At 51.4% G+C, this 15,328-nt stretch carries 15 protein-coding genes; 11 read left to right on the forward strand and 4 right to left on the reverse strand.

Annotated features, from left to right (window positions below):
• Positions 1-150: 150 nt before the first annotated feature.
• From LX66_RS06550 to LX66_RS06560, 3 genes are read left to right on the forward strand one after another with little or no spacing between them, the layout of a single operon-like run.
• Positions 151-1,587: a TolC family protein gene (locus LX66_RS06550; RefSeq protein WP_158642552.1), complete on the forward strand. Its 1,437-nt coding sequence runs from the start codon at positions 151-153 to the stop codon at positions 1,585-1,587.
• Between the two features lie 28 nt (positions 1,588-1,615).
• Positions 1,616-3,004, forward strand: a complete 1,389-nt coding sequence (locus LX66_RS06555) for an efflux RND transporter periplasmic adaptor subunit (protein WP_145711098.1) — start codon at positions 1,616-1,618, stop codon at positions 3,002-3,004.
• Between the two features lie 54 nt (positions 3,005-3,058).
• Complete coding sequence (locus LX66_RS06560; protein ID WP_170232345.1) at positions 3,059-4,084, forward strand: NAD(P)H-dependent glycerol-3-phosphate dehydrogenase; 1,026 nt, start codon at positions 3,059-3,061, stop codon at positions 4,082-4,084.
• A 141-nt stretch (positions 4,085-4,225) separates the two neighbouring features.
• Here LX66_RS06560 and LX66_RS06565 read toward each other — a convergent pair whose 3' ends face one another.
• Positions 4,226-4,465: a hypothetical protein gene (locus LX66_RS06565; protein WP_145711100.1), complete on the reverse strand. Its 240-nt coding sequence runs from the start codon at positions 4,463-4,465 to the stop codon at positions 4,226-4,228.
• Between the two features lie 347 nt (positions 4,466-4,812).
• Between LX66_RS06565 and LX66_RS06570 the strand changes: the two genes are divergently transcribed.
• The 4 genes from LX66_RS06570 to LX66_RS06585 are packed head-to-tail and all read left to right on the forward strand — an operon-like array spanning position 4,813 to position 9,471.
• Positions 4,813-7,089: a glycosyltransferase gene (locus LX66_RS06570; RefSeq protein WP_145711102.1), complete on the forward strand. Its 2,277-nt coding sequence runs from the start codon at positions 4,813-4,815 to the stop codon at positions 7,087-7,089.
• Between the two features lie 4 nt (positions 7,090-7,093).
• The gene (locus tag LX66_RS06575) at positions 7,094-7,456 is read left to right on the forward strand and encodes a response regulator (protein ID WP_244620316.1); all 363 of its coding nucleotides are present in this window, start codon (positions 7,094-7,096) and stop codon (positions 7,454-7,456) included.
• A 58-nt stretch (positions 7,457-7,514) separates the two neighbouring features.
• Entirely contained in the window at positions 7,515-8,966 is a 1,452-nt protein-coding gene (locus LX66_RS06580; RefSeq protein WP_145711106.1) for a sigma-54-dependent transcriptional regulator, read from the forward strand.
• Positions 8,967-8,976: 10 nt separating this feature from the next.
• Entirely contained in the window at positions 8,977-9,471 is a 495-nt protein-coding gene (locus LX66_RS06585) for a low affinity iron permease family protein (RefSeq protein ID WP_145711107.1), read from the forward strand.
• Positions 9,472-9,493: 22 nt separating this feature from the next.
• On the opposite strand, the gene LX66_RS06590 is transcribed toward LX66_RS06585, so the two are convergent.
• Genes LX66_RS06590 through LX66_RS06600 form a run of 3 tightly spaced genes read right to left on the reverse strand, consistent with a single transcriptional unit; the run spans position 9,494 to position 12,806 of the window.
• Positions 9,494-10,927, reverse strand: a complete 1,434-nt coding sequence (locus LX66_RS06590) for a hybrid sensor histidine kinase/response regulator (protein ID WP_145711108.1) — start codon at positions 10,925-10,927, stop codon at positions 9,494-9,496.
• Positions 10,924-11,391, reverse strand: a complete 468-nt coding sequence (locus LX66_RS06595) for a response regulator (RefSeq protein WP_145711110.1) — start codon at positions 11,389-11,391, stop codon at positions 10,924-10,926. Before LX66_RS06595 ends, LX66_RS06590 begins: the two co-directional genes overlap by 4 nt.
• Positions 11,388-12,806, reverse strand: coding sequence for a sensor histidine kinase (locus LX66_RS06600; RefSeq protein ID WP_145711112.1), 1,419 nt, complete (start codon positions 12,804-12,806; stop codon positions 11,388-11,390). Before LX66_RS06600 ends, LX66_RS06595 begins: the two co-directional genes overlap by 4 nt.
• 260 nt (positions 12,807-13,066) lie before the next feature.
• On the opposite strand from LX66_RS06600, the gene LX66_RS06605 reads away from it, so the two are divergent.
• From LX66_RS06605 to LX66_RS06620, 4 genes are all read left to right on the forward strand, one after another.
• Positions 13,067-13,258: a hypothetical protein gene (locus tag LX66_RS06605; RefSeq protein WP_145711114.1), complete on the forward strand. Its 192-nt coding sequence runs from the start codon at positions 13,067-13,069 to the stop codon at positions 13,256-13,258.
• A 42-nt stretch (positions 13,259-13,300) separates the two neighbouring features.
• Complete coding sequence (locus tag LX66_RS06610; protein ID WP_145711116.1) at positions 13,301-13,861, forward strand: YciE/YciF ferroxidase family protein; 561 nt, start codon at positions 13,301-13,303, stop codon at positions 13,859-13,861.
• A 77-nt stretch (positions 13,862-13,938) separates the two neighbouring features.
• A complete protein-coding gene (locus LX66_RS06615; protein WP_145711118.1) occupies positions 13,939-14,517 on the forward strand; it encodes a CinA family protein in 579 nt (192 codons plus the stop codon).
• Entirely contained in the window at positions 14,450-15,319 is an 870-nt protein-coding gene (locus LX66_RS06620) for an SDR family oxidoreductase (protein WP_145711119.1), read from the forward strand. The genes LX66_RS06615 and LX66_RS06620 overlap by 68 nt, the downstream gene beginning before the upstream one ends.
• Positions 15,320-15,328 lie beyond the last annotated feature (9 nt).

The raw sequence follows: 15,328 nt of genomic DNA on the forward strand, positions 1-15,328 counted from the left end.
GCATTTAACATACATTTCAGAAAAAACTATAAATAAAATGCTATGTTTTATATTAAATTAGTGTGGCCATCTGCCATACCTAATAAAAATTTGCCTTTTATAAAGAAGTGGCTAAGGCTGTCATCACAATTACCATATTTTTGTTACGCTATGAAGTTATACCAACTTCCGGGAGCTTTCCTGGTATTCTGTTTATTGTTTGCTAACACTGGAACCGCCCAGGATACCTGGAGCCTCAAACGTTGTGTGGATTATGCGATGGCCAACAATATTTCCATTAAACAGCAGGACGTACAAAGGCGTTTTGCCGAGCTGACGCTCAAGCAAAGCCAATTGTCCCAGATACCCACCCTGAGCGGGAATGTGAGCGGTAATTATAACGCGGGCCGTAGTGTGAACCCCACGACTTACACATATGAAACGACCGGCTTCTTTTCATCCAATGCCAGCTTAAGCACCAGCGTGACCCTGTTCAACTGGTTTTCAAGGCGGAATACTATTGCCTCCAATACCTACCAGGCGCATGCATCCCGTTTTTTGCTGGAAAAGGCAAAGAATGACGTGTCCTTTAACATAGCATCCGCCTTTTTGCAGATACTGCAGAACAATGAGCAGGTGCATGTGAATGAAACGCAGTTGGAGCTTACCAAAGCCCAACTGGCCAATACGGAGAAGCTGGTGATTGCCGGCTCCGTGCCGGAAAGCAACCAGGCCGACCTGGAGGCGCAACTGGCCAGGGACAGCGCCAACCTGATCACGGCGCAGAATAATGTGACCCTGTCCATCCTGCAGATGAAAGCCCTCCTGAACCTGGATTTTGATATACCTTTTAAGCCGGAGATACCAGCCAATATTGCCAATATCCCGCTGCCCCGCCTGAGCGAGGTAGACCCGGAAATGGTGTACAGCGCTTCCCTGGCCACCAACCCGCTGGTAAGGGCCGATTCGCTGCTGATCAAAGCCATGGAAAGATCGGTGGCTGCTGCAAAAGGAGCAATGCTTCCTACCTTATCCCTTTCGGCAGGTATAGGTACTAACTATTCCAATAATGTGACAGAACAGGTGATTACCGGGTTTTCTACAGATACAATAGGTAGTGTAGATGTAAATGGCGCCCACTATGCCGTTACAAGGCCGGGTATTAATACCACTTCCCGAAAGATACCTTTCGGCAACCAGATCAGCAACAACTTCCAGCAACAGGTTGGCGTAAGTCTCAGCATTCCCATCCTGAACGGCTGGCAACTGCGTACCAATTATAAAAGGGCCAAGCTGGACCTGTATAACCAGCAACTGACCCGCGACCAGGATAACCAACAGCTCCGGCAGGATATTTATACCGCCCATGCCAACGCTGTAGCCGCCATACAAAAATTCTATGCCGCCAGCAAAGGAGTGGATGCTTCGCAAAAAGCCTTTGATTTTGCCACCAAACGGTTTAATTTAGGTTTAATGAACACGATCGATTATATTACCACGCAGAATAATTTGTTCCAGGCCCAGATCAACAAAGTATCGGCCCAATATGATTATATTTTCAGAATGAAACTGCTGGAGTTTTACCGGGACCAGAAAATAACCCTGTAAATCCCGTGCCTTAGTAATAAACCGCTCTATGAAGAAAAAGACACTTTATTGGATAATTGGTAGCCTGGTAGCGCTCATTGTATTATTGCTGGTGCTCAAAGCCTCCGGTGTGATCGGTAAGGATGAAGGTACCCGCGTGGCTGTAGACAAGGCTACCGCCAGGGATATCATTGAGGTAGTGGCCGCTACCGGTAAGATCTATCCCGAAGTGGAAGTAAAAGTGAGCTCCGATGTTTCCGGCGAGATTGTGGACCTGCCCGTAGAAGAAGGAGATTCCGTGAAAAAGGGACAGGTGCTGGTAAGGATCTATGCGGACATTTACGGTTCCCAGCGCGACAAGGCCATGGCCGCCCTTAGCCAGTCGCAGGCGCAGATGGCCAATTCCGCTGCCGCCCTGAATGCCTACAAGGCCAAGCTGGAGCAGTACAAGGCTGCTTATGACCGTAACAAAGAGCTGTTTGCACAGAAAGTAGTGTCCAGGAGCGAGTTTGAATCAGCAGAATCCGCCTACCGTTCCGCCCTGGCAGATTACAATGCCGCGGTACAGCAGGTGAACAGTTATAAATATGCAGTGGCCAGCGCACAGGCCAGCCTTACGGAAGCCAACAAGAACCTGGGCCGTACCACTATCGTATCGCCCATGCATGGCATTGTTTCCCTGCTGCCGGTAAAGAAAGGCGAGCGCGTAGTAGGCACCCTGCAAATGACCGGTACGGAGATCATGCGCATTGCAGACCTGAGCGTGATGGAAGTACAGGTGGATGTAGGCGAAAATGATATTCCCCGCGTGAAATACGGCGATACCGCGGTGATTGAGGTGGATGCCTACAACGACCGCAAGTTCAAAGGGATCGTTACCCAGATAGCCAGCTCCAGCAAGGGAGCGGCTACCGCTTCCACTACAGGTACCACCTCCTCCGCGGAGCAGGTAACCAGCTATATTGTACACATCCGCATTCTGAACAGCAGCTATAAAGACCTGATCGATCCTTCGCGTCCCAAGAACTTCGCCTTCCGCCCGGGTATGAGCGCCAGCGTGGATATACAGACCCGCCGCAAGAAACAGGCGCTGTCGGTGCCCATCAACGCGGTGACCACCCGCGAGGTGGAAGTTGGCCAAAAGGACAGCATTCCGAAAAAGGCCATTGCTGCCGAAGAGGGCTCACCTGCTGCCAAAGCCGCCGCTGCCAGGAAAGATACCCGCGAGGTGGTGTTTGTACTGCAAAAGGACAATACCGTGAAGCAGGTGGAAGTGAAAACCGGTATCCAGGATGATAACTACATCGAGATACTGTCCGGACTGCAGCCCGGCGACCAGGTAGTAAGCGGCCCCTATGCCGCCGTTTCCCGTGATCTGAAAGCAGGGAAAAAAGTAAAAGTAGTACCTGCCGCCCAGTTGTTTGAGGGCGCAAAATAATGGAGTGAAGGCGTCACTTTTCACTTTTTAGTTATTTTGCGGAAAATTCAACGGTTGAGCAAGACATATAAAACGGGCATTATCGGCAGTGGCAGTTGGGCTACTGCACTGGCAAAAATACTAACGGACAACGGGCAGCAGGTAAACTGGTGGATCAGGAATGAGGACACCATCCGCCATATGCAGTTGCGCCATCACAACAAGCATTATCTCACCTCTGTATATTTTGACACCCACCTGCTGCAACTCAGCAGTGACCTGCAGCAGGTAGCAGCCGCCAGCGAAGTGCTGATACTGGCTGTGCCGTCGGCTTTCCTGGAGGAATCCCTGCAGGTATTACCGCCAACCGTCCTGCAAGGGAAAAAAGTGATATCCGCCATTAAGGGAATGATCCCGGACAGCAACCTGCTGATCAATGAATACCTGGCCGATTGTTTTAACCTGCCACCGGAACAGTACTTTACCCTTACAGGCCCCTGCCATGCGGAGGAAATCGCCAACGAAAAATTATCCTATCTCACTTTCTCCGGCCTGCACCTGGATGATGCGCAAAACATGGCCGACCTTTTTACCAACAGCTACCTGCAAACTACCGTCAACAATGATGTGACCGGTGTGCAACTGGCCGCTGTGCTGAAGAACATCTATGCGATGGGCGCCGGTATAGCGCACGGCCTGGAGTATGGCGATAATTTTCTGAGTGTGCTGATCGCCAACTGCTTCCGGGAAATGCAGCATTTCCTGGAAAAGTATACCGCCTGGGCCGGCCCGGCGCAGGGGCCGGAGGTGCAGCATAACTACACGGCCAGCGCCTACCTGGGCGACCTGCTGGTAACCTGCTACTCCCTGCACAGCCGCAACCGCACCTTTGGCAACATGATCGGCAAAGGCTACAGCGTAAAAGCCGCGCAATTGGAGCTGAACATGATAGCGGAAGGCTATTACGCCAGCAAATGCATTTATGAAATGAACGATGCCATAGGCGCCTATATGCCTGTGGCGCAGGCCGTATATGCGGTACTGTGGGAGCACCTGAACGCCACGGAGGCATTCCTGGCGCTGGAAAAGGGATTTGTATGATACCAAAAAAAGCCGGGCCGCAAGTCATTTTTTAATGGTTGGCTGAAATGACATCTGCATAATGGCCCGGCCGGCTGTTAGTGGTTTTAGACCAGATTTGAAAACAAACCTTATAGCAATCAGGCTGCTGACCGGTTGGTATTATATAAGCTGCTTGGTATTATTAAAGTAATGCCGGATCATCCATTCAATATGCGGCAATAGTGCAGTGTCCGGCAACTGGCTGTCGCTTACCGGCAAAATTTTATCCTGCTCCGTCAGGGAATATTCCATTTGCACGCCTTCTACCGTTACACGGAATTTCCTTTCCTTAGCAATTTTCTTCAGGCAGATCCTTTTGGGAACGCCATTTACCTTAAATGTACAGGCAAGGTTTCTCATGCGTAGATTTTTTTAATGTCCCAATAAAATAGTGCTTTCTAAAATAGATATGGTTGATACCTGGTGAGGTAACGCCTGATCACAAATCTAGCCGCTACCATTTATTTAATTGTGAATTTGATGTTAATGCCCCAAAGAAAATTTCCATTTCATATATCCTGTTTTTTCGAAAGGTGTGGTCCGGGTAATGTGGAGCACACGAAAAAATTGTAGAGTTTTTTCTACAGGTTTGGGGCAGTCTTCCTGCATGACACAGCCGCACACTAACACCGCTGTGGTTGGATTGATATTTGGAACAACTGAATACCAGGTAGGATAATGAACCTATACGCGAAAAAATATTGTTTATGAATAAGGCCTTGCTTTTTGTTACTTCCTTTCCACCACGTGAATGCGGCATTGCAACCTTTGCACAAGACCTGGTAAACGCCCTGCATAAATCATTTTCAGGACAGTTGAATATCAGCATCTGTGCATTACAGGCAGCCGGTGAAACGGCCAAAGTACAGCCGCCTGTGGAGTACGTGGTGGATCCGTTTGATATTGATGGTTGCGTAGCATTTGCACACCGGGTAAATGCGGATGAACAAATTGACATGGTCTGCTTTGAACATGAGTTCGGGTTATATGGCGGAGAATACGGCCATAACCTGCTGGCCATGATCTCTTTGCTGGACAAGCCTTTTATGGTACGGTTCCATACCGTGCTGCCTTACCCGGACCCCAAATGCCGGAAAGTGGTCAGCATAATTGGTTCCCTGGCCAGTAAGATCATTGTAATGACACAGGCCTCAGCAGATATACTCCTGTCCGTATACCACCTGCCGGCCCATAAGATCGTACATATACCGCATGGCGTGCATGCCCGCATAACGGAAGATGTGCCTTCGCTGAAAGCCCGGTACGGCCTGCAGGACAGGAAAGTGCTGACCACCTTTGGCCTGCTCAGCGAGAACAAAAGCCTGGAAACCGCGATCCGCGCCATGGTGCCTATTGTGCAGCAGTTCCCGGATGCCATGTACCTGGTGCTGGGTAAAACGCATCCCGTAGTGCTGGCAAGGGAAGGGGAGCAGTACCGGCAGCGCCTGGAGCAACTGGTGCAGGAGCTGGGCCTGGAGCAGCATGTACGCTTCGTGAACAGCTACCTCAGCCTGGATGCATTGCTGGATTACCTGGCTTTAACGGATATCTACCTGTTTACTTCCAAAGACCCGTACCAGGCCGTGAGCGGTACTTTCCTGTACGCGCTGAGCGCCGGCTGTCCCATTGTAAGCACCGCCTTTGCACAGGCGCGTGAAATGCTGGACGATGGTTGCGGCTACCTGGTAGATATCGGCGATCATGCGCAGCTTGCCCGGCAGGCCATTCACCTGCTGCAGCATCCCGGGCTGCGCCGGCAGATGAGCAACAACGCCATTGAAAGAACACGTAATGCTATCTGGGACAATGTGGCTGTTGCCCACATGTCGCTGTTCCGGGAAATAATGGAAGAGAAAAGAATGCCGCTGCCCAGCCTGCCGCCGGCCTACCTGGACCACCTGGACCGTATGACCGATGAATTCGGCATGATACAGTTCTCAAAGTTTGACCAGCCGGACCCTTCCTCCGGCTATACGCTGGATGACAATGCCCGGGCGCTGATCGCCACGTGCATGTATGCCACCACGGTAAAGGAAAGCAGCTTTGTATATTCCCTTTGTCATAAATACCTTGATTTCATAGAATATTGTCAGCAGCCCGACGGTACATTCCTGAACTACGTGGAAACTGGCGGGTATTTTTCCGCCATGAACCACGAAGTAAACCTGGAGGACGCCAACGGGCGTGCTGTATGGGCGCTGGGCTACCTGCTGCACCTGCATCAGCGGCTTCCGTACATGCTGGTACAGCAGGCCGCCAGGGTGCTGCAGCCCTGCTTTACCTGGCTGGAGCGCCTCACTTCGCCGCGTGCGCTTGCTTTTGCTATAAAGGGAATGTATTATTACCAGCAGTACAGGCCTGGCGGTATAGCCGAAGATATATTGCATACGCTGGCAGCCCGCCTTTACCAATGCTACCAGCAGGAAGCGGAGGCACAGTGGAAATGGTTTGAGCCGGTGCTTACCTATGGCAACGCCGTTTTACCGGAAGCCATGATGATGGCTTACCAGGTATCCGGCAACACAGCCTGGCGGCGGGTTGCGGAGGAGAGCCTGGAGTTCCTGACCAGCAGGACGTTTACCGATAATTATATGAAACTGATCAATAATAAAACCTGGTGCCATAAGCATAAGGATGATACTGCCGTTTGTGAAGGGGGAGAGCAATCTATTGAAGTAGCCTATACCATGCTGGCCCTGCATACCTTTACCCTGGCCACGGGCAACCCGGCATACCAGGAACGGATGCGGCTGGCCTTCAGTTGGTATTTAGGCAATAACCATCTTAAACAACTGATATACAACCCACTCACGCATGGCTGCTACGACGGATTGGAAAAAGCCAGTGTTAACCAGAATCAGGGAGCGGAATCCAGTGTTTGTTACCTGATCGCCAGGTTATTAATGGAACAATGGAATAAGCACAAGTATGTTACAACACAGAAAGCAGGGAGTGGGCCTGTTGCCAGGCTTAGTCTCAACTAAAAAAATGAAAAGCTCATTTATCCTGATTATTGATGATGAACCGGACATCTGCAGACTATTGCAAATGAGTTTAGCAAAACAGGGTTACAGCGTAAAATATGTGCATAATCTCAGGGCGGGACTTCAACATATACAACGCCAGCAACCGGATATCCTTTTCCTGGATATTCACCTGCCGGATGGCTCCGGCCTCGAGGTACTGCCGATCATCAAACAGCAATACCCGGCGCTGAGGGTTATTACCATCAGTGCGTATGACAATGGTTTGGAAAAGCAAAAAGCGCTGAGCGCCGGCGCCAGTTATTTCCTTGCTAAACCATTCAGTATAAAGAACTTGGACGAGCTAATGCAGGATGTTAAAAGTTAGCCGGCCTCATAATTAATTTGTAACTTTAAAAGCTTATCGCCAACATCACATTACCATTATGAGAAATATAATGATCATAGATGACGAGATCAATATCTGTACGTTGTTGAGCAAATTCCTCGGCAAGCATGGTTTTAAGGTAGATACCACCATGTCCGGTAACGCAGCGCTGAAGATGATGAAGGAAAAACCTTATGACCTGGTACTATGCGATTACCGCCTGAAGGATACCGACGGCGCCCAGCTTATGCAGGATATTCGTCAGTTGAACCCCCGCACCATTGTGATTATCATAACAGGATATACAGATGTGCGGGTGGCCGTGGAAATGGTGAAGAATGGTGCCTATGACTACCTTTCCAAGCCGTTGTACCCGGATGAGATACTGAACCTGGTGCATAAGGCATTTGCGCACCTGGATGCGCAGGGTGAGCGGGACAGCGTTATTTCTGTTTCCCAGCCGCAGGAGCAGGGCCGTCCTGAAAGCAACGGCGAGCGTAATGGAGCGGTGCCTGTATCCGAACCGCTGGACCAGACCAATAAATATGTATACGGCGAAAGCGCCGGCGCCCGGGAACTGTTCCGGCAGATAAAGCTCGTAGCGCCTACGGACTATAGCGTGATCATTTTCGGTGAAACCGGTACCGGTAAAGAATCAGTGGCCCACCTCATTCACCATCACAGCAAGCGCAGCACGCAGCCTTTTGTGGCGCTGGATTGCGGCAGCCTGTCCAAGGAGCTGGCTGCCAGCGAGCTGTTCGGCCACGAAAAAGGCTCCTTTACCGGCGCTATTAATACCAAGATAGGCGCCTTTGAACAGGCTCATGGCGGTACCCTGTTCCTGGATGAAGTATCCAATCTCTCTTACGATATACAGGTAGCCCTGTTGCGCGTAATACAGGAGAAAGTGATACGCCGGGTAGGCAGCCTGAAGGAAATACCCGTGGATGTGCGCATCATTGTAGCGTCCAATGAGAAGCTGTCGGAATCCGTACAGCGCGGCAAGTTCCGCGAAGATCTCTTTCACCGCTTCAATGAATTTACCATTTATATACCGCCGCTGCGCGAGCGCCAGGAAGACCTGCCCCTGTTCGTGAACGCGTTCGTGACACAGGTGGAAAAAGAGCTGCAGAAGAACTGCGGCAAGATCAACCCCGAAGTGTGGGCCTGCTTCCAGAAATACTCCTGGCCCGGTAATATCCGGGAGCTCAAGAACGTTATACGCCGCGCCTGCCTGCTCACGCCGGAGCACCAGGATATTACCATGTCTGCCCTGCCCCTGGAAATGAAAGAGGCTTTTAATCAAAGCTATGATGAGGATCATGTAAGCGAGCTGGCCGCCATTGCCAATGAGAATGATCTTAAAACAGTAGCCCTGCAGGCGGAATACAACAAGATCATCAATGTGCTGAAGGAGGTGAAGTATAACAAGACCAAAGCAGCGCAATTGCTCAATATAGACCGTAAAACACTCTATAACAAACTACGCCTGTTGAATATAAACTATTGAACGCCATGTAATGAAAAACCAGCACAAGCAGCAGGACCCTCCACCGCCCAATGGAAATGGAAACAAGGGGGGCATTGCCGGTTTCTTTGAACGCTTTGCCGGCAAGGTCATTAATGCTACCGGCTCTGCCTGGGCCTTCTCGGTAGCGCTGGGAGTAGTGATCATATGGGCGGTTACCGGTCCCTTGTTCGGCTTCTCGGATACCTGGCAACTGGTGATCAACACCGGTACCACCATTATCACCTTCTTAATGGTGTTCGTGATCCAGAAATCGCAGAACAAGGAATCCAAATCGGTGCAACTGAAGCTGAATGAGCTGATTGCAGCCAACCGCGCTGCCAGCAACCGCCTGATCGTGGCGGAAGACCTTACGGAAGAGGAGCTGGACATCCTGCATAAATACTACTCTACCCTGGCGGAAGAAACCAAAAAGCGCATTGATATGAAAGGCTCCCACTCGGTGGAGGAAGCAATAGAAAAGACCGATGAGAAACTGGGGAAATAGTGCACGCATCTGCGCATTCAGCTTACTGTACCGGTAGCATAATACTGAAGGTAGTGCCTTTCCCGGGCTCGCTGTCCACGTGGATATTCCCTTTGTGATTAATAATGATGTTCTGGGTGCTGGTCAGCCCCAGGCCGCTGCCTTTGGGCTTATTGGTAAAGAAAGGATCAAACAGTTTTGTTCTCATTTCTTCCGGGATGCCTATCCCGTTGTCGCTGATCTGTATCAGGGCCTTGCCGTTCTGGCGGGCGGTGTGGATGTTCAGCTCGCCTTTGCCGGGCGGCATGGCTTCTATCGCATTAATGATAATATTCAGCAGGGCGATCTCCACTTTCTCCGCATCGGCAGGTACCAGGATATCCGGATCTACCAGCCGTTTTTCCACTTTTACTTCATGTAATTGCAGGCGGTCCTGCGCCAGCCCCAGCGCTTTTTCTGTCAGTTCATTGACGCCATGCGGCTGCATGTGCAGCTCTATCATGCGCGTGCTGTGCAGCAGCTCGGTAATGAGCTGGTTGATGCGGATGCAGTTCCGTTCAATGATATCGGTATATAACTGGCTGTCCTCCGAGTCCGGCGGCTCCTGTTTAAACTGGCTCACGGCCAGCAGGATATTGGTGAGGGGGTTCCTTACTTCATGTGCTATTACCCGGGCAATGCGGCCGGTGATCACGAACTTTTGCTGCTGCTGCTTCTCCTGCTCCTCTTTTTTCTTTTCCGTAATGTCCTGCACCACGCACAGGAATATCTGTTCTGCTTCATCCAGCATGACGGCATTGACGAGCACGTCCAGCTTTTTGCCAGCCTTGTTCACAAAATTATATTCCGTTTGTACGCTGCCCTGCTCCCCGCATATCTGGTCAAAGAAATGCCGGCACTGCTCCTCGAAGAGGAACAGGTCCTTCAGGTTCATGCGCATTATTTCCTCTTTGCTGTACTGCAGCACCCTCAAAGCGGAAGGGTTCGCATCTATAATGTTCTTGTCGCAATCCGCCAGCAGGATCAGGTCATGGGCTTTTTCAAATACGCCGTAGTACTTTTTCTCGCTCTCCGCCAGGGTGCGCAGGTGGTTCATTTCATCCAGCGCATAGCGGATGGAACGTTCCAGCAGGTCTGCACTGATGTCGCCTTTTACCAGGTAGTCGGAAGCGCCGGCCATCATAGCCTCCTTGTCAATGTTATAGTCTCCCTTGCCGGTCAGCATGATCACCGGGGCCTTGTAATGCAGTTGCTGGAAATGGTGGAGAATGTCTATACCGGTATAGGGCCCCAGCCGGTAATCCACCAGGTAAATGTCGTGCGCGCGGCGCTCTATTTCTGTCAGGGCCAGCGCATAGGTGGGCGCCCATTCCAGTTGGTACTGCCCCGGCGAAATGTCCTGCAGCAGCTCGTTTACCAGGAAAAAATCATCTTCGTCATCATCAATCATCAAAATATGTATGGGTTGGTCTGTCATGGCAGTGTTTGAACATTTGGCAGTGCTACGAACTCAAACCAGTATCTCCAGAGGGTTTGGGTGAAGGTCACCAGTTGCCGGAAAGTAACGGGCTTAATGATGAAGCTGTTCACCCCCAGCTCGTAGCTGTTTAATACATCTTTTTCTTCCGTCGACGTGGTTAGTATGATAACGGGAATACTTTTCAGGTAATGGTCCGTTTTGATCTCCTTCAGCGCCTCCCGCCCGTCCTTTTTTGGCATATTCAGGTCCATGAGGATAATTTGCGGAAGCGGGTGTTGCAGCTCATCCGCATAAGCGCCTTTCCGTTTCAGGTAACATATCAGTTCCTCTCCATTTTCTACGAATTTAACGTTGTGGTCAAAGTCATGCTCGTCAAAAGCCGCTTTCAGCAATTCCCTGTCATCTGCATCATCCTCCGCAATTAGGATGCTAAACTTTCCCGCCGGCGTTCCTGGGCTCATTTTTTTTGTTTTAATGGTAAAATAATTACAAAGGTGGCTCCCTTGTCCGGGTAGCCGTATGCCATAATGAACCCCTGGTGGCTGTCCACTATTTTTTTACAGATGGCCAGCCCTATACCGGTGCCGGAATATTCGCTCACGCCATGCAGGCGCTGAAATATCAGGAATATGCGCTCTGCGTACGCCTGGTCAAACCCGATCCCGTTGTCCTCTATACAAATGCGGCAGAAGGTGTCCTCCCAGCGGTTTTCCTTGATCACGTTGATCTCTTTTCCTTTCAGCAACTGGCAGGTGATGTTGATGGCCAGGCGCCGGTCCGGGTGCGCAAATTTGATGGCATTGGCCAGCAGGTTCTGGAACAGTTGCTGGAAATTGGTAGCATTGCCTTCCACCACCGGCAGCTCTGCCGCATTTACCACGGCGTTCTTTTCCTGCAGGCTCAGTTCCAGGTCGCTCAGCACGTTCTGCAGCAACTGGCTCAGGTCCACGGCCGCAACGCTTTCCGGGGCTGTGCGGCCCGCCCTGGAGAATGCCAGCAGGTCACTGATCAGCACCCGCATACGGGATACCGCTACCACCATGCGGTCCAGCAGTTGCGAGGCGTCCGGCGGCAACTGCTCCCGGTATTTCACCTGCAGCCGGTCGCTGAAAGTGGATATTTTGCGCAGTGGCTCCTGCAGGTCATGGGAGGCTACATAGGCGAACTGCTCCAGCTCCTGGTTGCTTTTGTTCAGCAGCATAATGTTCTGCTGCAGGTCCCGCTGGTAGGATTTGAGCTTGGATTCAATATGCAATTGCAGCCTGAATTCCCTGGTAAGGGTAATATAGGAGTAGATGCCGATCAGGATAGCCACCAGTGAAGAAATGAAGATCACCGGTACCCAGATGGCGGAGAAGAAGCGGAACAGCTCCGCCTTCTCATGGAGCTGCGCATTCTCAATATGCATCATGGCCTGCACCCGCCGCTCAATACGCTCCATGATGCGTTCCCCCTCCGTAACGGACTGTTTTTCCTTCCGCGGGGTGTCCCGGCGGGCGCCCACTCTTAGCTGCGCGTACTTGATATCCAGCAGCCGCCTTAAAGTGTCCAGGTGCTCCTGCTGCCGGGGATTGCCGGCTGTGATGCGGCGCAGCGCATGGTACTCATCCGCTATGCGGTTGCTTCTCTCCTCCATGTCCGGCCGCAGAAAAGAGCTGTCGTTGGTAAGATTGTAGCCCCTGATGGCGGCTTCGGCATCCTTCAGTTGCTTTACGATCGTTTCCAGCCGCCTGGATACTTCTATGGCACGGTTGAGCCTGGTGGCGTTGTCCAGCAGGTTCTTGGTGACCAGGTAAGAAAAAAAAGAGGCAGCGATAATAACCGAGAAAGCAATGAAAAAGCCTAGCCGTATTTTCTTTTGTACCGGATTATGCATGCGTTAAGTACTTCTGTATCAAATATAACCAATCTTTTCCCGTGAAAGAATTTCCACATTGTGAAAATGGATTTCTACAGCACTGGCGGGCATTTGCGGCGATTGGCGAATAGAGCTTGCGGCGCTTATCTCTGTAAAAAAGCGGAAACGGTATACTATGTGCCAATGGAATGAACTTTGTTTTACACGTTGTATACTGTACGACTTTTACAAACTGGTACATGCATCACACATATTTTCTCATCTCAAAAACGTAAATCATGAAACCTGGACAGGATAAGGGCGATAAGCCGAAAGGCAATCCGAAAGTGCCGCCCGAAATAAAACATCCGCCCGGTAAAGACAGCAACCCATCGCAGCAATCGCCGGACAAGCGCGAAATACCGGACGAGATACCCGAACGGGAAATAAAACGTACTCCTGCCAACCCGCAGGACAGGAAAAAGAGCTAAACGTTCAACACTATTTTATTCATGCATTAAAACTCAATTTTTATGGCTGGTACAACAAGAACATCATCCAGAACTACAAAGGCCGCTTCCTCCAGGAGCAAACATAATGGCGACTCCCGGTTCCATCACCTGTTCATGGACGAGCTTAAAGACATTTACTGGGCCGAAAAGCACCTGGTAAAAGCCCTCCCGAAAATGCGCAAGGCCGCTACTTCCGAAGAACTGGCCAATGCCATAGAAGAGCACCTGGAAGTAACCAAGGAGCACGTAACCCGCCTGGAAAACATTTTTGACATGATGGGCGTAAGGGCCACCGGGAAAAAATGTGATGCCATGGAGGGCCTGATAGCAGAAGGCCAAACCGTGATCAGCGATACGGAAGAGGACAGCGCTGTCAGGGATGCAGGCCTGATCATAGCTGCGCAAAAGATCGAGCACTATGAAATAGCCGCCTATGGGAGCCTCCGCGCCCTGGCCATGAAAATGGGGCATACGGAAGCAGCATCCCTGCTGGAACAAACGCTGGACGAAGAGAAGGAAACAGACCAACTGCTGACCGAAATTGCAGAGTCTTCTATTAATGAAGAAGCCGCTGCAGAATAATGCTGTATTTCATTGAATGGAAACCCATGAAGGCCCCCTGCATATAAATGCAGGCGGCCTTTTAAATTCCGGAGCCGATGCAATCACCAATTACCTTCATACATGATCACTGCCTGGCAAATGGCCTTACCATTGCCGTAGCAGAAAGCGTAACTGCCGGGTACCTGCAGATGCTTTTGAGCAGGGCAGCAGGCGCCACGCAGTTTTTCCAGGGTGGCATTACGGCCTATAACACCGGCCAGAAGGTAAAGCACCTGGGGGTGGAGCCGATACATGCGCAGTCCTGTAACGCCATATCGCCACAGGTGGCCGCCCAGATGGCGCTGGGTGTTTGCACGCTGTTCAACAGCAGCATGGGACTGGCGGTTACCGGCTATGCCGCACCGGTACCGGAACTGGGCGTCCGGGAGCTGTACGCTTATTACGCCATTGCCTGTAAAGGCAGCATTATAGCAGCACAACGGATCATGCCCGCAGCTACGGAGCCGGAGAAGGTTATGGAGGAATATGCATGGCGGATCATCCACGACTGCTGCAACTGCTTCAGGGAATATGACATGAATGGAGTGATCACTAAAAAAGGATATTATGCAAAAGTCAGCCAAGAAAAAACCGGTACGCCCGCCGCAACACCAGGAAAGGCAACCGGGCATTGAAAAGGAAATGCGGCCCGAGCCGCAGTATGCCAGGCCGCCCACCCCGCCCGGCGGGCGCCTGAAGGATAAGGTGGCCATCATTACCGGCGGCGACAGCGGTATAGGCCGCGCAGTAGCCGTAGCCTTTGCCGGGGAAGGCGCGCAGGTGGTCATTGCCTACCTGGACGAAGAAGTGGATGCCCGCAAAACGCAGCAACTGGTAGAGGAGCGGGGAAGCAAGGCCCTGCTGGTAGCCGGCGATGTATCCAAAGAAAAGCATTGCCAGCGTATTGTACAGCAGGCCATCAAAAAGTTCGGGCAGGTGGATATTGTAGTGAACAATGCCGCCGTACAGTATCCCCAGCCTTCCATTGAAAATATCACCGCCGAACAGTTGCAGCGTACTTTTGCTACCAACATTTTCGCTCATTTTTATCTTACAAAAGCCGCCCTGCCACACCTGAAAAAGGGAAGCAGCATTATCAACACCACTTCGGTGACCGCTTACCGCGGCAGCTCCCACCTGCTGGACTATGCGGCCACCAAAGGCGCTATTGTAAGCTTTACCCGCTCCCTTTCCGCCGCGCTGGCAGAAATGGGCATCCGGGTAAACGGGGTGGCGCCCGGCCCTATCTGGACGCCGCTGATACCGGCTACCTTCCCGGCGGAAGGAGTGGCGAAATTTGGCACCGATGTACCGCTGAAACGGGCCGGGGAGCCGGCAGAAGTAGCGCCCTGCTATGTATTCCTGGCCAGCGACGATGCCAGCTACATCACCGGGCAGGTGCTGCATCCCAACGGCGGAGAGATCATCAACGGATAATAGTGCATA

The organism is Chitinophaga japonensis (genome assembly GCF_007830125.1).
GTDB lineage: Bacteria > Bacteroidota > Bacteroidia > Chitinophagales > Chitinophagaceae > Chitinophaga > Chitinophaga japonensis.